General features: G+C 74.2%; 20 protein-coding genes. 18 read left to right on the top strand and 2 right to left on the bottom strand.

Features of this window, described 5'->3' with window-relative positions; genetic code table 11:
• Positions 1–167: 167 nt before the first annotated feature.
• Positions 168–1,256: an alpha-hydroxy acid oxidase gene (locus ACFV4P_RS14480; protein WP_380470902.1), complete on the bottom strand. Its 1,089-nt coding sequence runs from the start codon at positions 1,254–1,256 to the stop codon at positions 168–170.
• 176 nt (positions 1,257–1,432) lie between these two features.
• Between ACFV4P_RS14480 and ACFV4P_RS14475 the strand changes: the two genes are divergently transcribed.
• The 12 genes from ACFV4P_RS14475 (at position 1,433) to ACFV4P_RS14420 (ending at position 13,402) form a co-directional block, all read left to right on the top strand.
• Positions 1,433–2,878 carry a class I adenylate-forming enzyme family protein gene (locus tag ACFV4P_RS14475; RefSeq protein ID WP_380471428.1) on the top strand — a complete coding sequence of 482 codons (1,446 nt, stop codon included), beginning with the start codon at positions 1,433–1,435 and terminating at the stop codon, positions 2,876–2,878.
• A gap of 61 nt (positions 2,879–2,939) precedes the next feature.
• On the top strand, positions 2,940–3,212 hold the full coding sequence (locus ACFV4P_RS14470; protein WP_380470900.1) for an acyl carrier protein: 273 nt from the start codon (positions 2,940–2,942) through the stop codon (positions 3,210–3,212).
• Entirely contained in the window at positions 3,209–3,475 is a 267-nt protein-coding gene (locus tag ACFV4P_RS14465) for an acyl carrier protein (protein ID WP_380470898.1), read from the top strand. Before ACFV4P_RS14470 ends, ACFV4P_RS14465 begins: the two co-directional genes overlap by 4 nt.
• On the top strand, positions 3,472–4,587 hold the full coding sequence (locus ACFV4P_RS14460; RefSeq protein WP_380470896.1) for a beta-ketoacyl synthase N-terminal-like domain-containing protein: 1,116 nt from the start codon (positions 3,472–3,474) through the stop codon (positions 4,585–4,587). The genes ACFV4P_RS14465 and ACFV4P_RS14460 overlap by 4 nt, the downstream gene beginning before the upstream one ends.
• Positions 4,584–5,147, top strand: coding sequence for a beta-ketoacyl synthase N-terminal-like domain-containing protein (locus tag ACFV4P_RS14455; RefSeq protein ID WP_380470894.1), 564 nt, complete (start codon positions 4,584–4,586; stop codon positions 5,145–5,147). Before ACFV4P_RS14460 ends, ACFV4P_RS14455 begins: the two co-directional genes overlap by 4 nt.
• Positions 5,148–5,257: 110 nt before the next feature.
• Positions 5,258–6,904 (top strand): AMP-binding protein, encoded by a 1,647-nt coding sequence (locus ACFV4P_RS14450; protein WP_380470892.1) that lies wholly within the window; start codon positions 5,258–5,260, stop codon positions 6,902–6,904.
• Positions 6,901–8,184, top strand: coding sequence for a beta-ketoacyl-[acyl-carrier-protein] synthase family protein (locus tag ACFV4P_RS14445; RefSeq protein ID WP_380470890.1), 1,284 nt, complete (start codon positions 6,901–6,903; stop codon positions 8,182–8,184). The genes ACFV4P_RS14450 and ACFV4P_RS14445 overlap by 4 nt, the downstream gene beginning before the upstream one ends.
• Before the next feature lie 52 nt (positions 8,185–8,236).
• Complete coding sequence (gene hppD, locus ACFV4P_RS14440; protein ID WP_380470889.1) at positions 8,237–9,226, top strand: 4-hydroxyphenylpyruvate dioxygenase; 990 nt, start codon at positions 8,237–8,239, stop codon at positions 9,224–9,226.
• Between the two features lie 36 nt (positions 9,227–9,262).
• Positions 9,263–10,177 carry a phytanoyl-CoA dioxygenase family protein gene (locus ACFV4P_RS14435; protein WP_380470887.1) on the top strand — a complete coding sequence of 305 codons (915 nt, stop codon included), beginning with the start codon at positions 9,263–9,265 and terminating at the stop codon, positions 10,175–10,177.
• Positions 10,174–11,214, top strand: a complete 1,041-nt coding sequence (locus ACFV4P_RS14430) for a thiamine pyrophosphate-dependent dehydrogenase E1 component subunit alpha (RefSeq protein ID WP_380470885.1) — start codon at positions 10,174–10,176, stop codon at positions 11,212–11,214. Before ACFV4P_RS14435 ends, ACFV4P_RS14430 begins: the two co-directional genes overlap by 4 nt.
• Positions 11,211–12,203, top strand: a complete 993-nt coding sequence (locus ACFV4P_RS14425; RefSeq protein WP_073812950.1) for an alpha-ketoacid dehydrogenase subunit beta — start codon at positions 11,211–11,213, stop codon at positions 12,201–12,203. The genes ACFV4P_RS14430 and ACFV4P_RS14425 overlap by 4 nt, the downstream gene beginning before the upstream one ends.
• Positions 12,200–13,402: a type III PLP-dependent enzyme gene (locus tag ACFV4P_RS14420; protein ID WP_380470883.1), complete on the top strand. Its 1,203-nt coding sequence runs from the start codon at positions 12,200–12,202 to the stop codon at positions 13,400–13,402. The genes ACFV4P_RS14425 and ACFV4P_RS14420 overlap by 4 nt, the downstream gene beginning before the upstream one ends.
• A gap of 30 nt (positions 13,403–13,432) precedes the next feature.
• Here the strand turns inward: ACFV4P_RS14420 and ACFV4P_RS14415 are convergent, their stop codons facing one another.
• Positions 13,433–14,485: an Lrp/AsnC family transcriptional regulator gene (locus ACFV4P_RS14415; protein WP_380470881.1), complete on the bottom strand. Its 1,053-nt coding sequence runs from the start codon at positions 14,483–14,485 to the stop codon at positions 13,433–13,435.
• Positions 14,486–14,600: 115 nt separating this feature from the next.
• Here ACFV4P_RS14415 and ACFV4P_RS14410 point away from each other — a divergent pair, with 115 nt between their 5' ends.
• The 6 genes from ACFV4P_RS14410 to ACFV4P_RS14385 all read left to right on the top strand — a co-directional run bounded on the left by ACFV4P_RS14410 (position 14,601) and on the right by ACFV4P_RS14385 (position 25,224).
• Positions 14,601–15,914: an MFS transporter gene (locus tag ACFV4P_RS14410; RefSeq protein WP_380470879.1), complete on the top strand. Its 1,314-nt coding sequence runs from the start codon at positions 14,601–14,603 to the stop codon at positions 15,912–15,914.
• Positions 15,911–17,191, top strand: coding sequence for an amidohydrolase (locus ACFV4P_RS14405; RefSeq protein ID WP_380470877.1), 1,281 nt, complete (start codon positions 15,911–15,913; stop codon positions 17,189–17,191). Before ACFV4P_RS14410 ends, ACFV4P_RS14405 begins: the two co-directional genes overlap by 4 nt.
• A gap of 247 nt (positions 17,192–17,438) precedes the next feature.
• Complete coding sequence (locus ACFV4P_RS14400) at positions 17,439–18,440, top strand: zinc metalloprotease (protein ID WP_380470875.1); 1,002 nt, start codon at positions 17,439–17,441, stop codon at positions 18,438–18,440.
• Positions 18,441–18,677: 237 nt separating this feature from the next.
• Complete coding sequence (locus ACFV4P_RS14395; protein ID WP_380470873.1) at positions 18,678–20,966, top strand: LPXTG cell wall anchor domain-containing protein; 2,289 nt, start codon at positions 18,678–18,680, stop codon at positions 20,964–20,966.
• 526 nt (positions 20,967–21,492) lie between these two features.
• A complete protein-coding gene (locus ACFV4P_RS14390; protein WP_380471426.1) occupies positions 21,493–23,343 on the top strand; it encodes an APC family permease in 1,851 nt (616 codons plus the stop codon).
• Between the two features lie 72 nt (positions 23,344–23,415).
• Positions 23,416–25,224, top strand: a complete 1,809-nt coding sequence (locus ACFV4P_RS14385; protein WP_380470871.1) for an amidohydrolase — start codon at positions 23,416–23,418, stop codon at positions 25,222–25,224.
• Positions 25,225–25,255: the final 31 nt, after the last annotated feature.

Raw genomic sequence — 25,255 nt, 5'->3', positions numbered from 1 at the left:
GTAGGGGCAGGTGGCAAACCGGGGGCGCGTGGGGGTACCTCCCGGCCCGCCAGGGCTGGGGGAGAACTGCGCGAAGCGGAAGGACCCGACCGCGAGATCGCGACGCAGGACAATGACCTGCACGTGCTCGCGACCTTGCGGACGTGGCCCGCGCTTGTCGCGCAGCCCTAGCAGGCCGCTTCGGGGACGACCGCCGTGCGGTCGAGATCAGTGAGCCGAGGCCGCCCCAACAGGGCCAGCGTGTCGTCGAGTTCGGCCTTCAGCAGGTCAAGAACCTGCGCGGCGCCATTCTCCCCGTCGACCGCCAGCCCCCACAGCACCGGCCGGCCGATCAGGACGGCCTGAGCACCGAGGGCGACCGCGAGGGCAACATCCGTGCCCGTGCGGACACCGCCGTCCAGGAGGACGGGCAGGTTCGGCGGCACGGCGGCGGCCACTTCGGGCAGCGCGGCGAGGGACGGGAGGGCACCGTCGAGCTGGCGGCCGCCGTGGTTGGAGACCAGGACGGCGTCGACGCCGTGTTCGACGGCGAGTCGGGCGTCCTCGGCGGTGAGGATGCCCTTGAGGACGATCGGCAGGCAGGTGCGTGCCCGCAGCCAGGCGAGGTCGGCCCAGGTCAGGGTGGGGTCGAACTGCTCCTTGGCGTGGTCGGCGATGCCCGAACTGCCGTGGCCGGCGCGGTGGCTGGCGGCCATCACGGCCTGGTCGACATTGACGGCGCGGACGTGCGCGGGGATCGCGAAGCCGTTGCGGGCGTCGCGCAGGCGGCGGCCGATCCGGGGGGCGTCCACGGTGAGCACCAGGGCGCGGAATCCGGTGGCTTCGGCGCGTTCGACCAGGGCGGCGAGCGCGTCGCGGCGGCGCAGCCAGTACAGCTGGAGCCAGAGCGGGCCGGTGGCGGCCTCGGCGATGGATTCCAGGGTGCGGCTGGCGAAGATCCCGGCGACCATGAGCGCGCCCGCGCGGCCCGCGGCGCGGGCGGTGGCGACCTCGCCCTCGGGGTGGAACAGCCGGTGGTAGGCCATCGGGGCGATGCCGACGGGGGTCTCCAGGCGGCTGCCGAGCAGGGTGAGGCCCTGGTCGGTGGCGGAGACGTCGACCAGGGTGCGCGGGCGCAGCCGGCACTGTTCGAACCGGGCCCGGTTGGCGGCGAGGGTGCGTTCGGCGCCGCTGCCGCCCTGCACGAAGTCCCAGATCTCGGCGGGGAGTCGGTCGCGGGCCGCGCGTTCGAAGTCCGCCAGTTCCAGCGCTTCCAAGGGTCTGCCTTTCCGGGCAGGCCTCGGTCGGGCCCGCTCCGGCCCGGCAGCGTAGGAGGCCACTCCCCCAATGGTCTAGACCTTGATTCGGTTCGAACCCCTGTGTAATCGTCAGGAAGCCGAACCGCCCCCGTTGGTCGTGACCGGCGTCCTTCCAACCTCCCCTTCGTGGAGTGGTGTTGACCGGATTTCCTGTTCTCCCGCCCCAGCCGTGCGAGGCCCCGCACGACTGGGTGGACCGCCACCTGCTGGCCGGCCCCGCCGACCAGGAGTGCCTGCGCTTCGGCGCCCCCGTGGACCGGGCCGCGCTGCGCGCCCTGGTCGCCGAACAGGCCGCCCGGCTCACCGCCGCCGGCCTGCACCGCGGCGGCACGGCCGCGCTGCGGCTGGCGCCCTCGCTCGGCTACGCGGCCGCGCTGCTCGCCTGCTGGCAACTGGGCGCCCAGGCCGTCCTGCTGGACCACCGGCTCACCGACCACGAGGTCGCCCGCGCCCTCGAACGGCTGGCGCCCCAGGTGCTGGTCGAGTCGGCGCACGGCCCGGCAGCGGCCATGCGCGGCTTCGCCGAGACCGACCCGGTGCCGGTGGCGCTGCCGAACGGCCGCCCGGCCGCGACCGGCCACGCCCTGGTGCAGCTCAGCTCGGGCTCGACCGGCCCGGCCAAGGTGATCGCCCGGACAGGGGCCGACCTGCTGCGCGAACTCGACTGCTACGCACGGCTGGCGGCGTTCCCGAAGGCCGGCGAGCGGGTCGTCCTGCTCTCCTCGATGGTGCACGTCCTCGGCCTGGTCGGCGGGCTGCTGAACAGCCTGCACGCCCGGGTGCCGCTGACCGTCCCCGCGCGGATGACCACGGCGGGCATCCTGGCCACGATCGCCGCGGACGACCGGCCGACCACCGTGATCGGCGTCCCGTTCCACGCCGAGCTGCTGGCCGGCGCGGCCGACCCGCCGCCGCTGCCGCAGCTGCGCCGGATGATCGTCGCCGGCGAGCTGGTCCGCCCGGGCCTGCCCGCCGCCTTCACCGACCGGTACGGCGTGCCGCTGGGCACCATGTACGGGATGACCGAACTCGGCGTCATCGCCACCGACCTCGACGGCGCCCTGCACCCCGAGGCCGCACCCGTCCACGGCATGGACGTGCGCGAGGACGGCGGCGAACTGCACATCGCCATGGCCGCCTCCCCGTACCCCGGCCTCACCGACCCCACCCGCTGGTCGGACGGCCGACTGCACACCCGCGACGCCGGCCGGGTCGACCCGGCGACCGGCCGCGTCACCGTGCTCGGCCGGCGCGACTCACAGGTCTCGATCGGCGGCCTCAAGGTCGACCTCAACGAGGTCGAACACACCATCGCCGCCCTGCCGGAGGTCCGCGAGGCCGTGGTGGTCTTCGCGGACGGCGCCATCGAGGCCTACCTGGCCACCGAAACCACCGAGGCCTCCGGAGCCGCCGGAGCCGCCGGAGCCGCCGACCGGGCCGACGCCGTCCGGGAGGCGCTGGCCCGCGAGCTGGCCCCCTTCAAGCGGCCCCGACAGCTCACCTTCCTCCCGGCGCTGCCCCGCACCGCCACCGGCAAGCTCGTCCGCGACACCGCCGCGCTGCGCGCCGCCGCCCCCTGATCGACCGTCGGTCCGTCGGACCGCATCGCACCGAACCCCGACCCAGCACGAGGAGCACACCATGCAGGAGCGCATCCAGGAGTTCGTCATCGCGGCACTCGCCGAGATGAAGTACGACGTCGACGGGATCACCGGCGACACCGACCTCGGCCCGGCCGGCCTCGACCTGGAGTCGCTGGCGCTGGCCGAGCTCTCGGTCCAGGTCGAGGACGAGTTCGGGGTCAAGTTCGAGGCGGAGGAGATGGAGACCACCGCGCTGATGACCCTCGACCAGTTCACCGCCGACGTGGCCCGCCGGATCGCCGCCACCGCCACCACCGGCACCGCCGCGTGAGCACGCCCGTGCTGCCGGGCCGGGCCGAGGTCGTGGCGATGCTCGCGGCGTTCGGCCGGCGTACCGCGGAGAGCGTGCCCGAGAGCCTCGGCTCGCTCGAACTCACCTGGCTGACCGCCGAGTTCGAGCAGCGCTACGGCATCGAGCTGGAGCTCTCGGACGAGCGCTTCGCCGCCGTCCGGACGGTGGACGACGCCGTCGTGCTGCTGCGCGAGGCCGTGCAGGCCGCCGCCGCCTCCCCCGGCGGGGTCGCCCGGTCATGAGCAGCAGCGCACCGCCGGCCGGACGGCCGGTGTTCACCGGCCTCGGGGTGCTCAGCGCCTTCGGCGCCGGGCTCGCCCCGCTGGCCGCCGCGACCGTCGCGACCGCCACGGCCGGCACCGGGTTCGCCGAGGTGACCCGCTTCGACGTCGCCCGGCGCGGCACCCGGCGGGCGGCCCTGCTGGCCGATCCGCCGCCGCTCGCCGCCGCGGTGCTCGGCGCCGTCGCCGACGCCCACCGGCAGGCCGAACTCCCGGACGGCGCACCGCTGTTGCTCGCCCTGCACAGTGACCTGCACACCCGCGAGGTGGCAGCGGAGGTGTCGAAGGGCGCCGCCGCCCTCGGCCTGGCCGGGGTGACCCGGGTCTACACCGGCGCCTGCGTGGCCGCCGCCACCGCGCTGGCCGACGCCGCCGCCATGGTCGGCTCCGGCCGGCACCCCCGGGTGCTGGTCGCGGCCGGGCACCTGGTGGAGCCCGGCGTCTTCGCGGCGTTCGACGCGGGCCGGGCGCTGGCCCGCGACGGCGCGCTGCGGCCGTTCAGCGCCGGACGCAGCGGCACCCTGCTCGGGGACGCCGCGGTGGCCGTGGTGGTCGAGGCGGCGGACGCCGCCGCCGGGCGCGGCGCCCGCCCGCTGGCCCGGCTGGCCGGCTGGGGCCGCTCCGGCGACGCGCACCACGTGTGCCGGCCGCGACCGGACGGCGCGGGCGTGGCCCGGGCGGCCCGGTCCGCGCTGGCCCGGGCGGGGGTCGCCCCGTCCGAGGTGGGCTACGTCAACGCCAACGGCACCGGTTCGCCGATGTCCGACCTGGCGGAGGCGCGGGCGCTGCGCGAGGTGTTCGGCGACACGCTGGCCGGGCTGCCGGTCAGCTCCAGCAAGTCCGTCCACGGGCACGCCCTGGAGGCCTCCGCGCTGCTCGAACTCGCCGTCACCATCGGCGCGTTGGAAAGCGGACGCCTGCCGGTCAACGCCGGCTGGCTCGGCCCGGACCCGGAGATCGGACTGAACCTCGTCCTGGCCGGACCGCGCACGGACGCCCGTCCCCGCTACGCGCTGAGCCTCAACTCGGCGTTCGGCGGCGCCAACACCGCACTCCTGGTGGCCGCCGCATGAACCCCCTGCACACCCTCGCCACCGCGAACTGGCCCCCCGGCAAGCCGCCGCCCCCGCTGCCCGGCTTCTCCGCCTCGGACTTCAACCCGCTGGTCGCGGCCGTCGCCGACCTCTGCCTCGCCGAGCACTTCGGCGAACCCCGACCCGACGGCCCCGGCGCGCCGCGCCGCACCGCCCTGCTGCTCGCCAGCGCCGGGGGCGACCGCGCCACCGCGCTGGCCATCGACACCGGCGCGACGCGGCACCGGATGCCGCCGCTGCTGTTCTTCCAGTCCAACCCGAACGCCGTCCTCGGGCACATCGCCGCCCGCTGGGGCCTGACCGGCCCGGTCGTCGCGATCAGCCCCGCAGACGCCGCCGCACCCGGTGAAGTCCCGCCGGACGCACTGGAGTTGGCTGCCCTGCTGCTCGCGGACGGCGACGCCGACCAGGTCCTGGTCATCTCCGCCGAGCAACCCGAACAGGCCGAGCAGCCCGACCGGCCCGACCGGCCCGCCGAGCAGAGCGCCGGCACCGGCACCGGCACCGGCCACGCCACCGCCGTCCTGGTCTCCGTCTGACCGCGCGCACCCCGCTCTCCGCCACCCCGCTCTCCGCCACCAAGTCCGTACGCGTCCCCGGACGCCGCACCGCACCCGCATGGTCAGCACCATGGGAGGGATCCATCACCGTGAGCATCCGCAGCATCCGCAGCCTCCTGGCGAACGACCCGGACGTCGGCGCCGGGAACGTGCTGACCAGCAGGATCGCCCTGGGCATCGGTCTCGACGACCCGCTGCTGACCTTCGACACCCCGGTGGACGGGCACGCCGCCCGCGCGGCCCTGACCCTGCGCGAGGCGGACCGCGCCGTCCGGGCCCGGGCCGCCGCGCTGCACGCCCTCGGCGTCGGCCGGCGGGACGTGGTGGTGGTGTACGCGACCGCCGCCGCCGACCAGGTGCTGTCGTTCCTGGCGCTGGCCCGGCTCGGCGCGATCCCGGCGCTGCTCAACCCGGGGGTGGAGGGCGAGCGCGCGGCCCACTACATCGCCCGCCTCGGCGCGGTCGGCATCCTCGCCGACCCCGCGCACCGGGCCGAACTGGCCGGGTACGACCCGGCGACCCCGGTCCTCGCCGACGCCGCCGACCTCGGCTCCGGCGACCCGGACGCGGCGCCCGCCCCCTACCGCCACCACGCGGACGACCCGGTCGCGATCACCCACTCCTCCGGCACCACCGGGATGCCGAAGGCCGTGGTGCACTCGCACCAGAGCCTGTACGCGTCGATCCGGCACCGCGCGGCCCTGCCCCGGCCGCAGGGCATCGACCGGGTGCTGAGCGCGCTGCCCGCCGCGCACGCCGCGACGCTGATCGCGCTCAACCTGGCGCTCAGCTTCCACTCCCAGCTGCACCTGATCTCCCAGCAGACCGGCCCGGCCGTGCTGGACGCGATCGAACGCTGGCAGCCGCAGAGCGTGTTCGGCTTCGCCACCAGCTGGGCCGACCTGGCCCGGCAGGACCTGTCCGCCCGCGACCTGTCCTCGGTCGGCCTGTGGTGGAACACCGGCGACTGCGCGCACGAGGCGCACATCCGTCGCCTGATCGCGCAGGGCTCGCGCGAGACCGTCACCCGGGAGGGCCGCGGCCGGGTGCCGGGCTCGGTGTTCGTCGACGGCCTGGGCTCGACCGAGATGGGCCACTCGCACTTCCACATCACCCACGCCCCCGGCACCGAGAAGTACGGCCGCTGCGTGGGCCGTCCGCACACCTTCGTCGACTGCGAGGTGGTCGGCCCGGACGGCGAGCCGCTCGGCCCCGGCGAGGTCGGCGAACTCGCCACCGCCTCCCCGACCCTGGCACCCGGCTACTGGAACGACTCGGTCACCACCTACCGCACCCGGCTGCGCGGCCGCTTCCTCACCGGCGACCTGATGTACCGGGACGAGGAGGGCTACTACTACCACGTCGACCGGCTGGTCGACTCGGTCGACCTCGGCGACGGCCGGCGGCTGTACACCGCGATGTCCGAGGAACGGGTGCTGGCCGAGGTCCCCGGCGTGCTGGACTGCACGGTCGTCGCGGTGAAGGACGGCGACCGGGTGGTCACCGACGTGCTGCTCCTCCTCGCGGACAGCACCGACCCGGACGGCGCCGACCCGGCCGCCGACCGCACCCCGGAGGTGCTCGCCGCGCTCGACGAGCACACCGCCGCCACCGTCCGCTCGGTCCTGGTGGTCGACGACGCGGACATCCCGCTCGGCCCGACCGGCAAGGTCCGCAAGGTCCTGCTGCGCGAGCGCCACCTCGGCGCGATGAACTCCTCGGCCGCCGCCCGATGACCGGGGTCGGACGGCCGGGCGCCGTCGTCACCGGCATGGGATTGGTCACCTCGCTGGGCCGCCGGCCCGACGAGGTCTTCGAGGCGCTGACCGCCGGGCTCAGCGGCATCACCGCCGTACCGGAGGGCCACGTCGCGCACGGCTGGCTGCCCGCCGCCGGGATCGCCCCGCACATCGAGGGCGAGGAGGTGCTGCCGCCGACCGAGACCCGCTGCGTCGACCGCTTCGCGCTGCTGGCGATGGCCGCCGCGGACGACGCGCTGGCCGACGCCGGGCTGGTGGTCGGCCGCGACGTCGACGCCCGCCGCACCGCCGTGGTGCTGGGCACCGGCGGCGGCGGCCTGGAGACCTACGAGCAGCAGGCCCGCCGCCGCCAGGACCGCGGCCGCCCCGGCGTCAGCCCGTACCTGCTGCCCGGGATGCTCTCCAACATGGCGACCGCCCGGATCGCGATCAAGCACGGCATCCGGGGCTTCAGCACCGCGATCGTGACGGCCTGCGCGGCCGGCGCCCAGGCGGTGGCCGAGGGACTGCGGCTGATCCGGGCCGGCGACGCGGACGTGGTGGTGTGCGGCGGGACGGACGCCTCGCTGCACCCGACGATCGTCTCCGCCTTCGCCAACGCCCGTGCGCTGGCCCAGGGTTGGGACGACCCGGCGCAGGCGTCCCGGCCGTTCGACATCCGCCGCAACGGCTTCGTGCTGGGCGACGGCAGCGCCGTCCTGGTCCTGGAGAGCGCCGCCCACGCCGCCGCCCGGGGCGTGGCCGGGTACGCCGAGGTGATCGGCTGGGGCTCCACCACCGACGCCCACCACCCGACCATGCCCCGCCCCGACGGCGCGGGCGCCGCCGACGCCATGCGCGCCGCTCTCGCCAATGCCGGCCTGGACCCGTCCGACATCGGCTACGTCAACGCGCACGGCACCGGCACCAAGCTCGGCGACCTCGCCGAATCGGCCGCGCTGAACGCGGTGTTCGGCGCGCACCGGCCCGCCGTCAGCTCCACCAAGGGCGCCACCGGCCACCTGCTGGGCGCGGCCGGGGCGGTGGAGGCCGCCGTGACCGTGCTGGCCGTGGCCCGGGGCCTGCTCCCGCCGACCCTCAACCTGGACGAGCCGGACCCGGCCTGCGCCCTGGACCACGTCCGCGGCGCGGCCCGCCCGGTCCGGCTGCGGGCCGCGTTGAGCAACGCCTTCGCGTTCGGCGGCCACAACACCAGCCTGGTCTTCGGGCCGACGCCCACCGGCACCGCCGAACCGGCCGCCGCAGCCCACCCCTAGGGCCTGTCCGGTAAGCCCAATCCGCTCTCAACTCCGCTTCCAGGGAGTCCAGTTGTCGATCCAGACGATCACCCATGTCGAGTACCACTGCGCGGACAGCGCGCAGACCGCCGCAGAGCTGCAGACCGGCTTCGGCTTCCGCCGCGACGCCGAGCAGCCGGTGTGGAAGCCCGGGGTACGGACCGTCCACCTCCAGCAGGGCGCCATCCGGCTGCGGCTGCACTCCAGCGGGATCACCGACCACCCGGTGGCCCGCTGGGTCGAGCGGCACGGCGAGGGCGTCGCCGTGCTGGCGCTCGGCTGCACCGACCCGCAGGCCGCGCTGGAGCGGGCCGAGCGGCACGGCGCCGAGGTCCTGGACCGGGCCGGCGCGCTGATCGCCGGCTTCGGCGACACCGCGCTGCGCTTCGTCCCGCTGCCGGACGCCCCGGAGCCCGCCGGCGGCGACCTGCTGGACGCCCTCGACCACGTCGCGATCTGTGTGCCCGCCGGACAGTTGGCGCAGGCCGTGCTGTTCTGCGAGGCCGCGCTCGGCATGCACCGGATCTTCGGCGAGTACATCGCGGTCGGCGAGCAGGCGATGGACTCCGGCGTGGTGCAGAGCCCCTCCGGGGACGTCACCTTCACCCTGATCGAGCCGGACACCGGCCGCCGGGCCGGCCAGATCGACACCTTCCTCGCCGACCACGACGGCGCGGGCGTCCAGCACCTCGCCTTCCGCACCGACGACATCGCCACCGCCGTCCGCACCGCCAGGTCGCACGGCGTCGAGTTCCTGTCCACCCCGGGCGCCTACTACGACGGCCTGGCCGAGCGGCTCGGCGACACCGCGATCCCGGTGGGGACGCTGCGCGAACTGGACGTCCTGGTCGACCAGGACCACGGCGGCCAGCTGTTCCAGATCTTCGCCCGCTCGACCCACCCCCGGCGGACCTTCTTCCTGGAGCTGATCGAGCGCCAGGGCGCGGGCACCTTCGGCACCGCCAACATCAAGGCGCTCTACGAGGCCGTCGAGCGCCAGCGCGCCGCCGCCTCCGTCTGACCGCCCCGACCCGCCCCTCCGAAGGAGGCACACCCCGTGACCGCCGCACCCGAGTTCGCCCTGGCCCCGGCCGAGGCCGCCCTGCTGCCCACGCCCGAGGAGGTGGCCGGCTACCGCGAGCACGGCTGGTACCTCTCCGGGAAGCTGTTCACCGACCAGGAGATCGACGCCCTCCGGGCCGCCACCGACGACTACTACGAGGGCCGGCGCGACCGCGCCCTCCCCGTCCGGCCGCCGCGGCTGGCCGCCTGGGAGCCCGCGCACGGGCCGGTCCAGCGGCACAACGACTACGTGCACTACGAGAGCGACGCGATCGCCGCGATCCTGCGCAAGCCGCTGGTCGGCGCCGTCGCCGCGGTGCTCGCCGGGGCCGAGGAGATCCGGATCTTCCAGTCGACCCTGATCTTCAAGCCGCCGGTGCCCGAGGAGCCCTCCAACCAGGTGCCGTGGCACTTCGACAAGCACTACTGGCACACCTCGACCTCGGAGGAGATGCTCACCGCCTTCATCCCGTTCCACGACTGCGGGGTGGAGAACGGCACCATCACCATGGTCGACGGCAGCAACCGCTGGGAGGAGCTGCCCTCCGGGGAGGACGCCACCCGGCACTTCGCCCAGCGCGACCGCGCCGAGCTGGAGTCGATCCTCGCCGCCAACGCCGCCCACAACGGCGCCGAGGTGCGCAAGGTCCCGGTCGTCATCCCGCGCGGGCACATCAGCTTCCACCACTGCCGCACCTACCACGGCAGCGGCGCCAACCTGGCCGACTTCCCGCGCCGGGCGATCTCGCTGCACCTCCAGGACGGTGCCAACGAGTATCGCCACGCCACCCGCCCGGACGGCGCCCCCGCCTCCTACAACCACGACGTGCTGGTCCGCCGCACCGCCGACGGCCGCCCCGACTACGCCGACCCCGAGATCTGCCCGGTCGTCTGGCGGGGCGCCCGGTGACGGGCCTGCCCGGCCCCCGCGACCTCGACCCCCGCGACCTCGACCCCCGCGACCTCGACCCCCGCGACCTCGGCTCCCCCGCCGGACGCTACCGGATGCTGCGGCTGATCCGCGGCTTCGAGGAACTCGCGCTCGGCCTGGTGAAGTCCGGGGCGATCACCGGCGGCATCCACCCGTACATCGGGCAGGAGGCGGTGGCGGTCGGCGTGTGCGCCGCGCTGCGCCCGCAGGACCGGATCACCTCCACCCACCGGGGCCACGGCCACGTCCTCGCCAAGGGCGCGGCCCCGGACCGGCTGCTGGCCGAACTCCTCGGCCGCACCGGCGGGTTGAACCGGGGCCGGGGCGGCTCGATGCACGCCGCGGACTTCTCGCTCGGCATCCTGGGCGCCAACGGCATGGTCGGCGCGGGCGGCGCGATCGCGGTCGGCGCCGCCTGGTCCGCCCGGCAGGCCGGCGAGGACCGGGTCGCGGTCGCCTTCTTCGGCGACGGCGCACTCAACCAGGGCGTCCTGCTGGAGTCCCTCAACCTGGCCGCGATGTGGCGGCTGCCGGTGCTGTTCGTCTGCGAGAACAACGGCTACGCCACCACGCTGCCGGCCGCCACCTCGGTGGCCGGCAGCGCCACCGGCCGGGCCGCCGCCTTCGGAATCCCCGCCGCCGAGGTGGACGGGATGGACACCGAGGCCGTCCGCGCGGCGACCGCCGAGGCCGTCGAACGGGCCTCCGCCGGCGGCGGTCCCGGCTTCCTCGAATGCCGCACCTACCGCTTCGAGGGGCACCACACCATGGAACGGCTGATGAAACTGCGCTACCGCACCCCGGAGGAGATCGCCGACTGGCGCGCCCTCGACCCGCTGCCGCGCGCCGCCGCCCTCCTGCCGCCCGGCCTCGCCGCGCAGGTGGACGCCTCGGTCGCCGAACAGCTGGCCGCCGCCCAGGAGTTCGCCCTCGCCTCCGAACATCCGGACCCGGCAGGGGCGTTGGACCACCTCTACGCCGACGGGCTGCGCCCGAGGGCGGGGGCGAGGACATGAGGCTCTCCTACACCAAGGCGCTCAACCGGGCGCTCACCGACGCCCTCGCCGAGGACCCGGCGGTCTGCGTCTTCGGCGAGGACATCGGCGCCGGCCTGGCCGGCCCCACCCTCAACCTGCTCGACCGCTTCGGCCCCGGCCGGATCGTCGACACCCCGCTCTCCGAGCAGGCCTTCACCTCGATGGCCGTCGGCGCCGCGCTGACCGGACGACGGCCGGTGATCGAGTTCCAGATCCCGTCGCTGCTCTTCCTCGTCTTCGAGCAACTCGTCAACCAGGCCCACAAGTTCTCCCTGATGACCGGCGGCCAGGCCGGTGTCCCGCTGACCTGCCTGGTGCCGGGCTCCGGCTCCCGGGACGGCTGGGCCGGACAGCACTCCGACCACCCCTACAGCCTCTTCGCCCACGCCGGGATGAAGACCGTCGTGCCGGCCACCCCCACCGACGCCTACGGACTGCTCCGGTCGGCGATCGCCGACCCCGACCCGGTCGTCGTGTTCGCCCCGGCCGCCGCCCTGCCGGTGCGCGAGACCGTCACCTGGGAGCTGGCGCCGATCCCGCTGGGCACGGCCAGGATCCACCGCGAGGGCGCCGACGTCACCGTGGTCGCCGTCGGCCACCTGGTGCACGACGCCCTGGCCGTCGCGGAGGAGCTCGCCCCGGAGATCTCCGTCGAGGTGTTCGACCCGCGCACCCTCCACCCGTTCGACTGGACGGCCCTGGCCGGCTCGCTGGAACGCACCGGGCGCCTCGTCGTCGTCGACGACTCCAACCGCAGCTGCGGCATCGGCGCCGAGATCCTCGCCACCGCCGCCGAGGAGATGCGCCTGATCGCCCCGCCCCGGCGGATCACCCGCCCGGACGGCGCCGTGCTGCCGTTCGCCCTCCCGCTCGACCGCGCCCTGCAACCCCACCGCGACCACCTGCGCGACGCCGTGCGCGCCGTCATGAAGCCCCGGTCCCGGCACGACGAGGACCCGGCCCGTTGAACCAGAACGCCGGACTCCGCTCCCTCACCCCCGCGCTGCGCTCCGCCCTGACCGCGTCCACCGACGACCGGATCTTCTACGACCTGGCCGGCATCGCCCGCCGCTACGCCACCCTGCTGGACGAACTGCCGGGCATCGCCGTCCGGTTCGCCCTCAAGGCCTGCCCGGTGGACGAGGTGCTCGCCGAACTGACCGCGCTCGGAGCCGGTTTCGACGCGGCCGGCCCGCACGAGATCGCCCAGGCCCTGCGCACCGGCGTGCCCGTCGACCGGGTGCACTACGGCAACACCGTCAAATCGGACCGGGGCATCGCCGAGGCGTACCGCCTGGGCATCCGGGACTTCGCCACCGACAGCCTCCCGGACGTCGCCGCGATCGCCCAACACGCCCCGGGATCCCGGGTGTTCTGCCGACTCGCCACCACCGGCGAGGGCGCGCTCTGGGGGCTCAGCCGCAAGTTCGGCTGCTCGCCGGCGGACGCCGTCCAGGTGCTGACGGCCGCCCGGGACGCCGGACTGACCCCCGCCGGACTCTCGGTGCACGTCGGCTCCCAGCAGCTGACGTCCAAGGCCTGGACGGCGGCCTTCGAACTGCTCGGCGACGTGCTGGTCGAGCTCGAACGGCACGGGATCGGGCTCGACCACATCAACCTCGGCGGCGGCCTGCCCGCCCTCGGGTACGTCGACCGGCACGGCACCGTCCTCGACCCGCCGCTCGACGAGATCTTCCAGGTCGTCCGGCAGGGCCTCGACCAGCTGCGCCGGCTGCACGGCGGCGAGCTGGACTTCGTCCTGGAACCCGGCCGCCACCTGGTCGCCGACCAGGGCGCGATCCGGGCCCACGTCTACCGGCTGACGTCCCGTCAGCAGCCGGACGGCGAACGGGAGCACTGGCTGTACCTGAGCTGCGGCAAGTACAACGGCCTGTACGAGATGGACCAGGTGCAGTACCGGCTGGTCTTCCCGACCCACCCGGACCCGGAGTACGTCCCCGCCGTGGTCGCCGGCCCGACCTGCGACAGCGACGACGCGTTCCCGCACGGGTACGCGACCGGCCGCGTCCCCGTCCCCCGCGCGGTGGCCTCCGGCGACCCGGTGTGGATCCTCTCCAGCGGCGCGTACGCGGTCAGTTACCTCACCCGGGGCTTCAACGGCTTCGACCCGCTGCCGTACACGGTGCTCCCGCCCGCACCCCGGTGAGGCGGACGCGGCTCGGCCCCCGAACGCGGCTCAGCCCTCGGGCGGAGTCAGCGGAACCCGGCCGACGGCGCGGCCGCGGTCGTCGAGGAGCCAGCCCATCCGCTTCGGCGTGTGCATCACGAGCGTGCGGTCCTTGATCTCCAACTCCGGGAACGAGGCGGCGAGTTGCGCCTCGAACCGGTCGATGTCCGACAGGCTGTGCAGCAGCACCTGGACGAGCAGGTTGTGCGGGCCGGTGACCGAGGCGCACAGCCGGACCTGACTCAGCCGGGCCAGTCCCTGCCCGGCCTGCGCGAGGAGGCGGTGCGGGGACGCCATGCGGTACACGGCCGTCGTCCGCAGACCGGCGAGCGGGTGGGCGAAGTCGCAGCGCAGCCGCAGGTCGCCGTCGCGGAGCATCCGCTGCACCCCGCGGCGGGCCACGTGCTCGCTCAGCCCGGTCGCGGCGGCGAGCGCCGCGTAGCCGAGGCGGCCGTCGCCGCTCAGGGCCGTCAGCAGCGCCTTGTCCTGCGCCGGCCCCCGGCCGCCGGTGCGGACGGCGTACGGCGTGCGGCTCGGCACGCCGGAGGTGCCGAGTCCGGCGCGCCGGGCCGGTTCCATGGCCCGGATGCGCCAGTCGCCGCCCTCGCCGAACAGGGCGACACCCATCTGCATCCGCAGCGCACGCACGCCCCGCAGGCCGCCGACGGCGCGGTGCACGGCCCGGCCGAGCTCGGACGGGCACAAGGCTCCCACCGACAGCAGGAGATCGAACTCGCCCGACGTCTCGTCGACGCTGAACACCCAGGGCAGCGCGCACGCCTGCGCGCTCACCGCCCGGTGGGCGCCGGGTTCGCTGCTCACCTCGACGAAGCCCACGGCGCCGTTCCTGGCCGAGTCGTAGGCGGTCACCCAGGCCAGCCCGCCGGCCGTCAGCCGCTCCCAGCGGCGGGCGGCCGTCGTCGCGTCGACGCCCAGGGCCCGTCCGACGGCCGACCACGGGGCACGCGGCGCCGACTGCAGGGCATCGACGAGCGCGAGGTCCTGCTCGGTGAACTGCACGTCGGCCCCGAGGCCGTGGGCCGGAGCGCCGGAATCCTGCATCAATGACTCTCCCCCGTAGTTTTCCTGCAATTCGGCGGGATCTGCCCCCGCGAGCCGGATCTTAGGGGCACTTCCCGGCCGAAACCCCGCTGCGGCCACTGCTGAGAGGAGTGCCATGTCCGCTCCCGCTGTGCCGCCCCCGCACACGGATCCCGCCGCCGTCGACCGGACCGCCCCGGCCGGCCGGTCCGCCCCGGCCGAACGCGCCGTCAGAACCACGGTCGTCCTGCTCTTCGCCGCCTGGCTGATCGACTACGCGGACCGACTGGTCATCAACTTCGTCCTGCCCTCCATCGGCGAGGAGTTCCGCCTGACGCACGGTCAGCAGGGACTGATCGTCTCGGCGTTCTTCCTCGCCTACGCCCTGGCGCAGATCCCGGGCGGCGTGCTCACCGACCGCTTCGGCGCCCGCCGGGTCATCACCTGGGCCCTGCTCGCCTGGTCGCTGTTCACCGCACTGACCGGCTTCGCCTGGTCCTTCGCCGCCCTGCTGGCCGTACGTTTCGCGTTCGGCGCGGCCGAGGGCATCTTCCCGCCGGCGTCGATGAAGGTGCTGGTCGAACGGACCGCTCCCGAGCAGCGGATGAGCGCCAACGGTCTGATCATGAGCTCCAACGCCGTCGCCGCCATCGCCGCGCCCCTCGCCGTCGCTCCGCTCGCCGCCGTGTTCGGCTGGCGCTCGGCGTTCTTCTCGGCCGCCGCGCTCGGCGTGTTCGTCGTCCTGGCGATCCGGGCCTGGCTGCCGGCTCCCCTGCACCGCGGCGGCCCCGGAGCGCCGGAGGAACGGCACCGCATGCGGAACGTCCTGCGGGTCGGCGTGCTCTGGCGGTTCGCGGCCATGCTGTTCGGCCTCAACCTCGTCCTGGGCGGACTCCTCACCTGGGCCCCGTCGTACCTCCGGACGGAACTCGGCGTCCCGCTCACCACGGTCGGCGCGCTCATGATCCTGCCGGCCCTCGCGAGCGCCGCCGCGACGATCCTCGGCGGGCGGATCTCCGACCGGCTGGGCGGCCACCACCGCAAGCTGATCGTGCCGAGCATGGCCGTCGCCGCGCTCGCGCTGCCCGCGATGGCCTTCTCCTCCTCGCCCGTCGGCTTCGTGGTCTTCGCCACCGTCGTCGTCATCGCCGCCTCCCTGACCTACATGCCGATCCTCGCGGCGCCGCTGAGCGGCCTGCCGCCCGCGTACGTCGGGGTGGGAAGCGCCGTCATCGTCCTCGGCGGGCAGCTGGCCAGCATGGTCGTCCCGCCGGTCATGGGCGTGATCGCCGACGCCTTCTCGTTCGAGGTCGCCTTCGCCTCCCTCGTCGTCGGCGCGGTCATCGCCGCGCTGATGGCCGTCCTCACCCCGCAGGACCCCGCCGCCTTCCGCGCCGCGTTCGGCGCGTCCGCCCGTATCCGCCCGACCACCGACCCGGAGCAGTCATGACCACCGCCACCGACCTGTTCACCGGCGTCGCCGACCTCGTCCCCGGCCTGCGGGCCCTGTACGAGGACCTGCACGCCCACCCCGAACTGTCCTTCCAGGAGGTCCGCACCGCGGGCATCGTCGCCAAGTGGCTGCGCGCCCAGGGCTGGCAGGTGACCGAGCAGGTCGGCGGCACCGGCGTCGTCGGCGTCCTCGCCAACGGCGAGGGCCCGGTCGTCCTGCTGCGCGCCGACATGGACGCCCTTCCCGTCGAGGAGAAGACCGGCCTGCCGTACGCCTCGACCGCGAAGGGCGTCGACCGCGACGGCAACGAGGTCCCGGTCATGCACGCCTGCGGCCACGACATGCACGTCACCTGCCTGCTCGGCGCCACCGCACAGCTCGCGGCCCGCCCGGAGCAGTGGAGCGGCACCGTCGTCGCGGTCTTCCAGCCCGCCGAGGAGGTCGGCGGCGGTGCCGCGGCCATGATCGCGGACGGCTTCCTCGACCGCTTCCCCCGAGCCGACGTCTGCCTCGCCCAGCACGTCCTGCCGGCCCCCGTCGGCATGGTCGCCACCCGCCCGGGGCCGATCATGTCCGCCTCCGACAGCTTCCGGGTCCTCCTCCACGGACGGGGCGGCCACGGCGCCGCCCCGCAGCTGACCGTGGACCCGGTCGTCATGGCCGCCGCGATCGTGATGCGCCTTCAGACGGTCGTCGCACGCGAGGTCGCGGGCACCGAGACCGCGGTGGTGACGGTCGGCGCGATCCACGCCGGCGCGAAGGAGAACATCATCCCCGACACCGCGGAACTGCTGATCAACGTCCGCAGCACCACCCCCGCGGTGCGCGAGCGGGTCGTCACGGCCGTCGAGCGCATCGTCCGCGCCGAGGCGGCGGCGTCCAACGCCCCGAAGGACCCGGAGATCACCGCCCTGCCCTCCTTCCCCGTGACCCTCAACGACGCGCGTGCCACCGCCGGCGTGGTCACCGCCCTCGGCGGCGTCCTGGGCCGGGACAGTGTCGTCGTTCTGCCCCAACCCATCACCGGCAGCGAGGACTTCGGCGCCTTCGGCACCGCCCTCGGCGTCCCGTCCGTGCTGTGGCACTTCGGCGGCACCGACCACGCCCTCTTCCGGGGCATCGGCCCCGAGGACCTGGTGGCCAACGGCCTGCCCGACTCCGTCCCCACCAACCACTCGCCCCACTACGCCCCTCTCCCCGACCCCGCCATCCGCTGCGGCGTCACCGCCCTCCTCGCCGCCGCCGCGCACTGGCTCCCCCGCACCGGGGGCTGACCGCTCCCCCGGCGGCGGACCGGCGGACCGTCGGCTTTCGGACAGCCTGGGGGCGGTGTTGTGTCCGTGCGCGCGGCGGGAAACCCGCCACGTGCGACCGGGCCGAGCCGCTCAAACGTTCGACATTTGTCCGATTGGTCGTCAGCACCGCCAGGCCGGAACACATCTGACGCGGACATGTTGCTTTGCGTAGCCTTGACCCGGCGGCCCCCCTCGACCGCCGTCCCCCCACTCCTCAGGAGCGCAGATGCGTCGTTCCGTTCGCGTCCCCTCGCGTGCCGCCGGCAGGCTCCTCGGCGCCGCGGCCCTGGTCGCAGGCGTCGGGCTCGCCCAGTTCGCCGCCCCTTCCACGGCCACCACCGCGCAGGCCGCGGCCTCCACCGCGTGCGCCGGGGAGGCGGCCCACGACGACGCCGCGGCCCGCAAGCCCGCCGGCAGCTCCGTCGTCGGCCGCGACCCCAACGCCGTCACCGACGCGCAGGCCCAGGCGATGGAGGCGGATCTCAAGGCCCGCGTCACCCAACTGGCGGCCTCCGCCCAGGGCAGCACCCTGCTCGCCCCCGGCGCGACGGCGTCCACCACCGTCCCGGTGTACATGCACGTCGTCCACTCCGGGACCACCGGCAAGCTGTCGGCCACCACCGTCGCCAAGCAGATCGACGTCCTCAACGCGGCCTACAGCGGCCAGGGCGCGGGCAACACGCCCAGCCAGTTCCAGTTCCAGCTGGTCTCCACCGACTACACGGACAACGCGAGCTGGTACAACGGCGTCGCGCCGGGCTCCTCCGCCGAGAGCTCGATGAAGAGCGCGCTGCGCAAGGGCGGCGCTGGCGCCCTCAACATCTACAGCGCCAGCCTCGGGCAGTCGCTGCTCGGCTGGGCGACGTTCCCGAGCAGCTACAAGTCCAACCCGACCGACGACGGCGTGGTCATCCTCGACACCTCGTTCCCCGGCGGCTCGGCCACCAACTACAACGAGGGCGACACCGCCACCCACGAGATCGGCCACTGGCTCGGCCTCTACCACACCTTCCAGGGCGGCTGCGGCGGCCAGGGCGACTACGTCTCCGACACCCCGGCCGAGAAGACCGCCGCCTACCAGTGCCCGACCGGCCGCGACACCTGCACCGCCACCGGCGTGGACCCGATCCACAACTTCATGGACTACACCTACGACTCCTGCATGACGCAGTTCACCGCAGGCCAGGTCGCCCGGATGTCCTCCTCCTGGGCGGCCTACCGGGCCTGACGCCCACTCCGCTCCGACAGCCCGTCAGGACGGCGACGACCGCCCTCCTGACGCCGGCGGGTACGTGGCAGTGACACCGCGCACCCGCCTTCGGCCACGGGAGAGACGGTCACACCTTGGGCTGTTCGGCCAGCGGGAATGCTCCGGCGGAGTGAAGAGCCGGGCCGTCGGGCTTCGGCGGCCGTCCGGACAGGTACGAGGTTCGCTGTTCGTGTCCCTCCCGACAGCGAGGTCCCCGTGTCTTCTGTCCGACGACCGCGCCGGCGTCCGCCGCGCGCCCTGTCCACGTTGCTGGCGGTGGTGCTCGGTGCGGGCGCCGCCGCCCTGACCGGCGCGGCCCCCGCCGCCACCGCCGCCCCCACCGGATCCGGGCACGCCCGGGCCGCCGCCCGGGCCGCCCTGCTGCCGACGAAGCCCGCGGCCAGGGCCGTCGAGGCGACCCGCGGGGCCGGGACGCAGCGTCCGATCGGCCCGAACCCGGTGGTCGACCTGCTGGCGCACGGCAACCTGACGATGGCCTCCAACTCCGTGCTGACCTGCGACGACAGCGACGGCACGGTCTGTTCGGACACCGAGGGCTCGAACAACGGGCGGACCAAGTTCATCAAGGTCGACCCGAACGCGCCGGGCCCGAACGCGGCCTCCGCGCAGCTGCTGCTCCCGGCCGGCGCGAACGTCCTGTCGGCCCGCCTGTACTGGCAGTTCAACCCGACCAACACCAGTACCGCGGGCGGCACTTCCGGCGACATCAACAAGGGCAACCAGGTCTACTGGAAGGTCCCGGGCGCGAGCGACTACCAGCTGGTGACCGCGGACACCTTCGACTGGTTCGACCAGAAGGTCGGCGGGAACCCGCCCGAGCCGCTGCTGGCCGGCGGGGCGGTCAAGGACGTGACGGCCGAGGTCAAGGCCGCCGGCGCGGGCAGCTACACCGTCGCCGACATCCAGGCGTGCGCCGGCCGCTCCTCGGCCCAGAACTTCGGCGGCAACAACGTGGGCTGCTGGGGCGGCTGGTCGCTGGTCGTCGCGTACGAGGACCCGGCCGAGCCGCTGCGCTACCTCCAGGTCTGGGACGGCTACCAGCTGCTGCGCGACCCCGACAACCAGACCACCCTCACCCTGGGCGGCATCCGCACCCCCGCCACCACGGCGCCCCGGGCCACCCTGGGCATCACCGTCGGCGACGGCGACGCACCGATCGCCGGAGACACCCTGGCCGTCGGCTCCACCCCGGAGAACCTGATCCTGCTGCCGATGCCCGGCCCCACCGGCGTGGGCACCGACAACGCGTTCACCAGCCGGATCGACCACGTCGCGGCGGACGGCACCGGCACCAACATCACCACCCGCGACCCCGACCCGATCAACAACTACGGCTACGACGCCCGGATGATCGACGTCACCGGAAAGATCCCGGCCGGCGCCGAGCAGGCCCTGGTCCGCATCAGCGGCGCCGGCGACGCCCTGGAACCGCAGGCCGTCTGGCTGGCGCTGGACGCCCTCGAACCCGACCTGCGGATCACCAAGGCCAACACCCCGCCCGGCAACCCCGACGACAACCCGCCCGGCCTGGTCGGCCCCGGCGAGACCATCACCTACACCTTCGCCGTCGCCAACCGCCACCAGGACGGCAGCTCCAGCGACCTCGACACCGCCACCGACGTCACCGTGACCGACACGATCCCGGCCGGCACCACCTTCGTCCCCGCCTCCAACCCCGACTGCCGGGCCTCCGGACAGACCGTCACCTGCACCGTCGACGACCTGCCCCCCGGCGCCGAGGCCAACGTCGCCTTCCAGGTCACCGTCGACGCCGGCACCGCCGTCGGCACCCACCTCGACGACACCGCCACCGTCCACTTCCAGGGCAGCCAGACCGACCGCGCCCAGGAGCGCACCAGCAACACCGTGCGCAACACCGTCGCCATGGTGCCCGGCTACACCATCACCAAGACCGCCGAGCCCACCAGCGCCGATCCCGGCGACACCGTCCGCTACCGGATCCAGGTCACCAACACCAGCGAGGTCGACGCTCCCGGCGTCACCCTCACCGACGAGCTGGCCGGCGTCCTGGACTCCGCCGACTATAACAACGACGCCACCGCCGACCGCGGCCAGGTCCAGGTCTCCGGCACCGCCCTGGTCTGGAGCGGGGACCTGCCCGTCGGCGCGACCGCGACCATCGGGTACTCCGTCACCGTGCACTCCTCGCTGACCGCCTCCACGGTCCTTCGCAACGCCGTCACCTCCACCACCTACGCGAACAACTGCGCGCAGGGCTCGCCCGACGCGCGCTGCCGCACCGAGGTCCCGGTCACCGTCCCCAGCCCCTCGCCGAGCCCGAGCCCGACCTCCTCCCCGAGCCCGACCCAGGCGCCCCCGCCCGGCGAGGACCACGACCACAACGGCCACCTCCCCGAGACCGGTAGCAACGCCGCCCGGGTCCTGCCCGTCGCCGCCCTCGCCGCCCTCGCCGCCCTCGCCGCAGGCGTCCTCCTCCTGCGCCGGAGCCGCCGCACCCACTGACCCGCACACCCACCCCACGGCCGCGCCCACGCCCCCACGTGGTCGCGGCCGTGGCGTGCCGCGCCCCGCACGGCCGATGACGACACGTTCGACATCGGCCTGTTCCGTCGGCGGCGGGGCGCCGTGCGTCACACTGTGTGCCGTGTCGAGTACAGGTCGGAACGGCGGCGGCGGGCAGGAGGGCGGTGCGCCGAGCCCGGACGCGCTGCTGCCGGCGCTCGACGCGGAGCAGCTCGGGGTGTTGCGCCGGGTGGGGCTCGAGTGGGGTCGGGCGGCCGGGGATTCGCAGGCGTGGCGGCGTGCGCTGCCGGTGGATCCGGATCTCGGCCGCTATCCAGCTCCTTCGGAGATCCTGCCGGACCGCTTCGGTCGTTTCGTGCGGGTCGCCACCGTCGACGGACGACCGCCGGCGGCCGATACGGCCGGCGAGGACGCGTGGACTTCGCGGCCCGGCCGGGTCGGTTCCAGGGTGCGGCACGCGGTGCTCGGGGCTCCGCTGCGGAGCACCGCGATCGCGCACGAGCGGATGCGCAAGCTGGTGGCGTTGCCGGTGCTCTCCGCCGACGCGCTCTCCTCGGTGGCGTACGGGCCGGAGGCGATGCTGGCCGTCCTCGTTCTCGCCGGTGGCGCCGGGTTGCGGTTCTCGGTGCCGATCGCCGTGACGATCGTGTTCCTGATGCTCGCGGTCGGAGTGTCGTACCGTCAGACGATCCGCGCCTATCCGCACGGTGGCGGCTCGTACATCGTCGCCACCGCCAATCTGGGCCGCGTTCCCGGGCTGGCGGCCGCTGCCGGTCTGATGACCGACTACATCCTCACGGTCGCCGTCTCGATCGCCTCCGGGATGGCGGCGGTGACCTCGGCGATCCCCTCGCTCCGACCCGACGTCGTGCCGATCGGCGTCGCCGTGATCGCCGTGCTGCTCGCCGGGAACCTGCGCGGGGTGCGCCAGGCGGGTGCGCTGTTCGCCGCGCCGACCTACGCCTTCGTCCTCGCGGTCCTGGTCCTCGTCGCCGTGGGCCTGTCCGACGCGGCCGGCCGCGACTTCCACCCGACGGCGACACCGCAGTTGAGTGCTACCGAGAGCGCCGGCCTGCTGCTGGTCCTGCGGGCCTTCGCCTCCGGCTCGACGGCGATGACCGGCATCGAGGCGATCTCCAATGCGGTGCCGGCCTTCAAGCCGACCGAGTGGCGCAACGCCCGCACCACGTTGACCTGGATGGTCGGCCTGCTCGTCGTGCTGTTCGCGGGCACGGTCGCTCTGGTCCGGCTCGACGGCATCGTGCCCAGCGCGAACGAGACGGTCCTGTCGCAGCTCGCCCACCGCACCTTCGGCTCGGGTTTCCTCTACGTCTTCACCCAGGCAGCCACCGCCGCGATCCTGCTCCTCGCCGCCAACACCGCGTACAACGACTTCCCCCGCGTCCTGTACCTGCTGGCCCGCGACCACCAGGCGCCGCGGATCTTCCTGAGGCTGGGCGACCGCCTGGCCTTCAGCAACGGGATCATCCTGCTCTCCGTCGCGGCGGCGGCGATCTACGCGGCGTTCGGCGGGAAGACCGGCCCCCTGATCCCGCTCTACGCCGTCGGTGTCTTCCTCGCCTTCACCCTGTCGCAGACCGGCATGGTCGTGCACTGGTGGCGTCTGCGCGACCGCCACTGGCGCAAGAGCCTGGCCTTCAACGCCACCGGCGCCCTGCTCGCCGCGATCGTCTTCGTCACCGCGGGCGTCACGAAGTTCACCGAGGGCGCCTGGTTCGCCGTGCTCACGGTGGGACTGTTCATCCTGGTGACGACCCGGATCCGGCACCACTACGACACGGTCCGCGCAGCGGTCGCCCTGCACCCCCACGCCGTCGAAGTCCCCAGCCGCACCGTCACACCGCCGGGCGCGGGGGTCGGCCCGCCACGAGCCACCGGGCCCGGGGCGCCGTCCGAGGCCCGGGCGGAAGCGGAGAGCGAGGAGACCCCGGAGGAGGTCCACCCGCTGTCGATCGTGCCGATCGCCACCCTGGACCAGGCCGGCATGCGCGCCCTCGCCTACGCCGCCTCGCTTCAGCAGCCCGTCCTGGCACTCCACATCGGCTCCAGCGAGGACGAGGCCCGACGCTTCCGCGCGTACTGGGACCTGTGGGGCGACCACCTGCCCCTGAAGATCGTCCTCTCCCCCTACCGCGCGATCGTCGCGCCGCTGGTCGACTACATCGAGTCGCTGCACCACCAGCGGCCGGACCTCACCCTGACCGTCGTCCTCCCGGAGATCGTCGTACGGCACTGGTACCACCGTCTCCTGCACAACCGACTCGCGGCTCGGCTGCGGAGGGCGCTTCGCCCGCTGCCGAAGGTCGTCGTCACCACCGTCCCGTTCCACGTGTAGGTTCACGGACCGGTGGCCGCGGGTAGGCAGGTGAGCACTATGCGTAGCCAGGTGCAGCAGGAGGGCCTCGGAATGAACGACCAGCCGGCCGGGACGACGGACGACAGCGGTGCCCGGCCTTCGGCGCCGTACGAGGAGGCCGATGTCCTCTTCCACGGCGGGGAGATCGTGACGGCCGCCGCCGACTCCCGGGAGTCCGACCCGCGCCCCGAGGCGGTGGCCGTCAAGGACGGCGTCATCGTCCACGTCGGCGACCACCGGGAGGCCGTCGACCGCTGGCAGGGGCCGCGCACGCAGGTGCGCGACCTCGCCGGCCGCGCCCTGCTGCCCGGGTTCATCGACGCCCACGGCCACCTGGGCGGCATCGGGCTGCAGGCCACCCTCGCCAACCTGCTGGCCGATCCCGACGGCGACGTCACCGACATCGCCTCGCTCCAGGACAAGCTGCGCGCCTGGGCGAAGACGCCGGTGGGCGCCTTCTCCCAGTGGATCATCGGGTTCGGCTACGACGACGCGATGCTCGCCGAGGGCCGCCACCCCACCCGCGAGGACCTCGACGCGGTGTCCACCACCAAGCCGGTGCTGGCCATCCACCAATCGTTCCACCTCGGGGCGGTGAACAGCCGCGGCCTGCGGGAGCTGGGGTACACCAGGGCCACCGCGGACCCGGACGGCGGCGTCATCCGCCGTCAGTCCGGCCCCGTCGCCAGGCCGTTCGGCGAGCCCAACGGCGTGCTGGAGGAGACCGCCTTCAACCCGGCGTCCGAAAAGGCCACCGCCGGGCTGCCGTTGACCGCGCTGGCCGCCCTCTTCGGCAAGGGCGTCGCCTCCGCCGCGAGCTTCGGCTTCACGACCGTCCAGGAGGGCGGCGCCACGCTGAAGAACCTGAAGGCCCTGCGCGACGCCGCCGCGCTCGTACCGTTCAAGATCGACGTCGTCGCCTACGCCCGGGCCGACGAGGCGACGGCCTCACCGGAGCCGGACCCGGTCCGCGCGAGCCAGGATTACGAGCGGGGCGTGCGGGCGGCCGGCGTGAAGATGTACCTGGACGGATCGCCGCAGGGCCGCACCGCCTGGCTCACCGAGCCCTACCTGGAGCGGCCGGAGGGCACGCCCGAGGGCTACCGCGGCTATCCCACCGTCGAGGATCCCAAGATCGTCCTCGACCAGGTGCGCGCCGCGTACGCCAAGGCCTGGCAGGTCCTGGCGCACGTCAACGGGGACGCCGCGATCGACCAGTTCGTCGAGGCGGTCAAGACCGCCGCCGCCGAGGCCGAGCCTGCTGACGCCGACCGACGAACGGTGGCGATCCACGCCCAGACCGCCCGCGAGGACCAGATCGCGGCCTTCTCCCGCCTCGGCATCATCCCGTCCTTCTTCTCCATGCACACCTACTACTGGGGCGACTGGTACCGGAAGACCGTCCTCGGGCCGGAGCGGGCCGCCACCATCTCCCCCGCCCGCTGGGCCGTCGACCGGCAGATGATCTACACCTCGCACCACGACGCCCCGGTGGCCCTGCCCAACTCGATCGCCATCCTGTCCAGCCAGGTCACCCGCCGCACCCGCACCGACCAGGTCGTCCTCGGCCCCGAGCAGTGCGTGTCGGCCCTGGACGCGGTCAAGTCCATCACCGTCCACGCCGCCCACCAGTACTTCGAGCAGGACCGCAAGGGCAGCATCGAGGTCGGCAAGCTCGCCGACCTGGTGATCCTCTCCGCGAACCCGCTGACGGTCCCTCCGGAGCAGATCAAGGACATCCGGGTCGCCGAGACCATCAAGCGGGGAACCACCGTCCACTCCGCCGCCGGCACGAAGGCCGACGACCCCGAGCCCGGACTCGAAGCCCCCATCGACTACCAGTGGCACGGCTGCTGCTGACGGCACGAGACCGGCGGCCGCTCCCCGGGGC

This window comes from Kitasatospora sp. NPDC059795 (assembly GCF_042732175.1).
In the GTDB taxonomy this organism is placed as follows: domain Bacteria; phylum Actinomycetota; class Actinomycetes; order Streptomycetales; family Streptomycetaceae; genus Kitasatospora.
Note: the sequence above shows the minus strand (reverse complement) of the source record. Positions and strands in the feature narration are given on the sequence as shown.

Bases quoted from the DNA above. Each gene is read 5' to 3' on its own strand.
- ACFV4P_RS14415 (WP_380470881.1), bottom strand. From the start codon at position 14,485: ATGCAGGATTCCGGCGCTCCGGCCCACGGCCTCGGGGCCGACGTGCAG.
- ACFV4P_RS14400 (WP_380470875.1), top strand. From the start codon at position 17,439: ATGCGTCGTTCCGTTCGCGTCCCCTCGCGTGCCGCCGGCAGGCTCCTC.
- ACFV4P_RS14455 (WP_380470894.1), top strand. From the start codon at position 4,584: ATGAACCCCCTGCACACCCTCGCCACCGCGAACTGGCCCCCCGGCAAG.
- ACFV4P_RS14445 (WP_380470890.1), top strand. From the start codon at position 6,901: ATGACCGGGGTCGGACGGCCGGGCGCCGTCGTCACCGGCATGGGATTG.
- ACFV4P_RS14460 (WP_380470896.1), top strand. From the start codon at position 3,472: ATGAGCAGCAGCGCACCGCCGGCCGGACGGCCGGTGTTCACCGGCCTC.
- ACFV4P_RS14390 (WP_380471426.1), top strand. From the start codon at position 21,493: ATGCGCAAGCTGGTGGCGTTGCCGGTGCTCTCCGCCGACGCGCTCTCC.
- ACFV4P_RS14410 (WP_380470879.1), top strand. From the start codon at position 14,601: ATGTCCGCTCCCGCTGTGCCGCCCCCGCACACGGATCCCGCCGCCGTC.
- ACFV4P_RS14405 (WP_380470877.1), top strand. From the start codon at position 15,911: ATGACCACCGCCACCGACCTGTTCACCGGCGTCGCCGACCTCGTCCCC.
- ACFV4P_RS14425 (WP_073812950.1), top strand. From the start codon at position 11,211: ATGAGGCTCTCCTACACCAAGGCGCTCAACCGGGCGCTCACCGACGCC.
- ACFV4P_RS14470 (WP_380470900.1), top strand. From the start codon at position 2,940: ATGCAGGAGCGCATCCAGGAGTTCGTCATCGCGGCACTCGCCGAGATG.
- ACFV4P_RS14385 (WP_380470871.1), top strand. From the start codon at position 23,416: ATGAACGACCAGCCGGCCGGGACGACGGACGACAGCGGTGCCCGGCCT.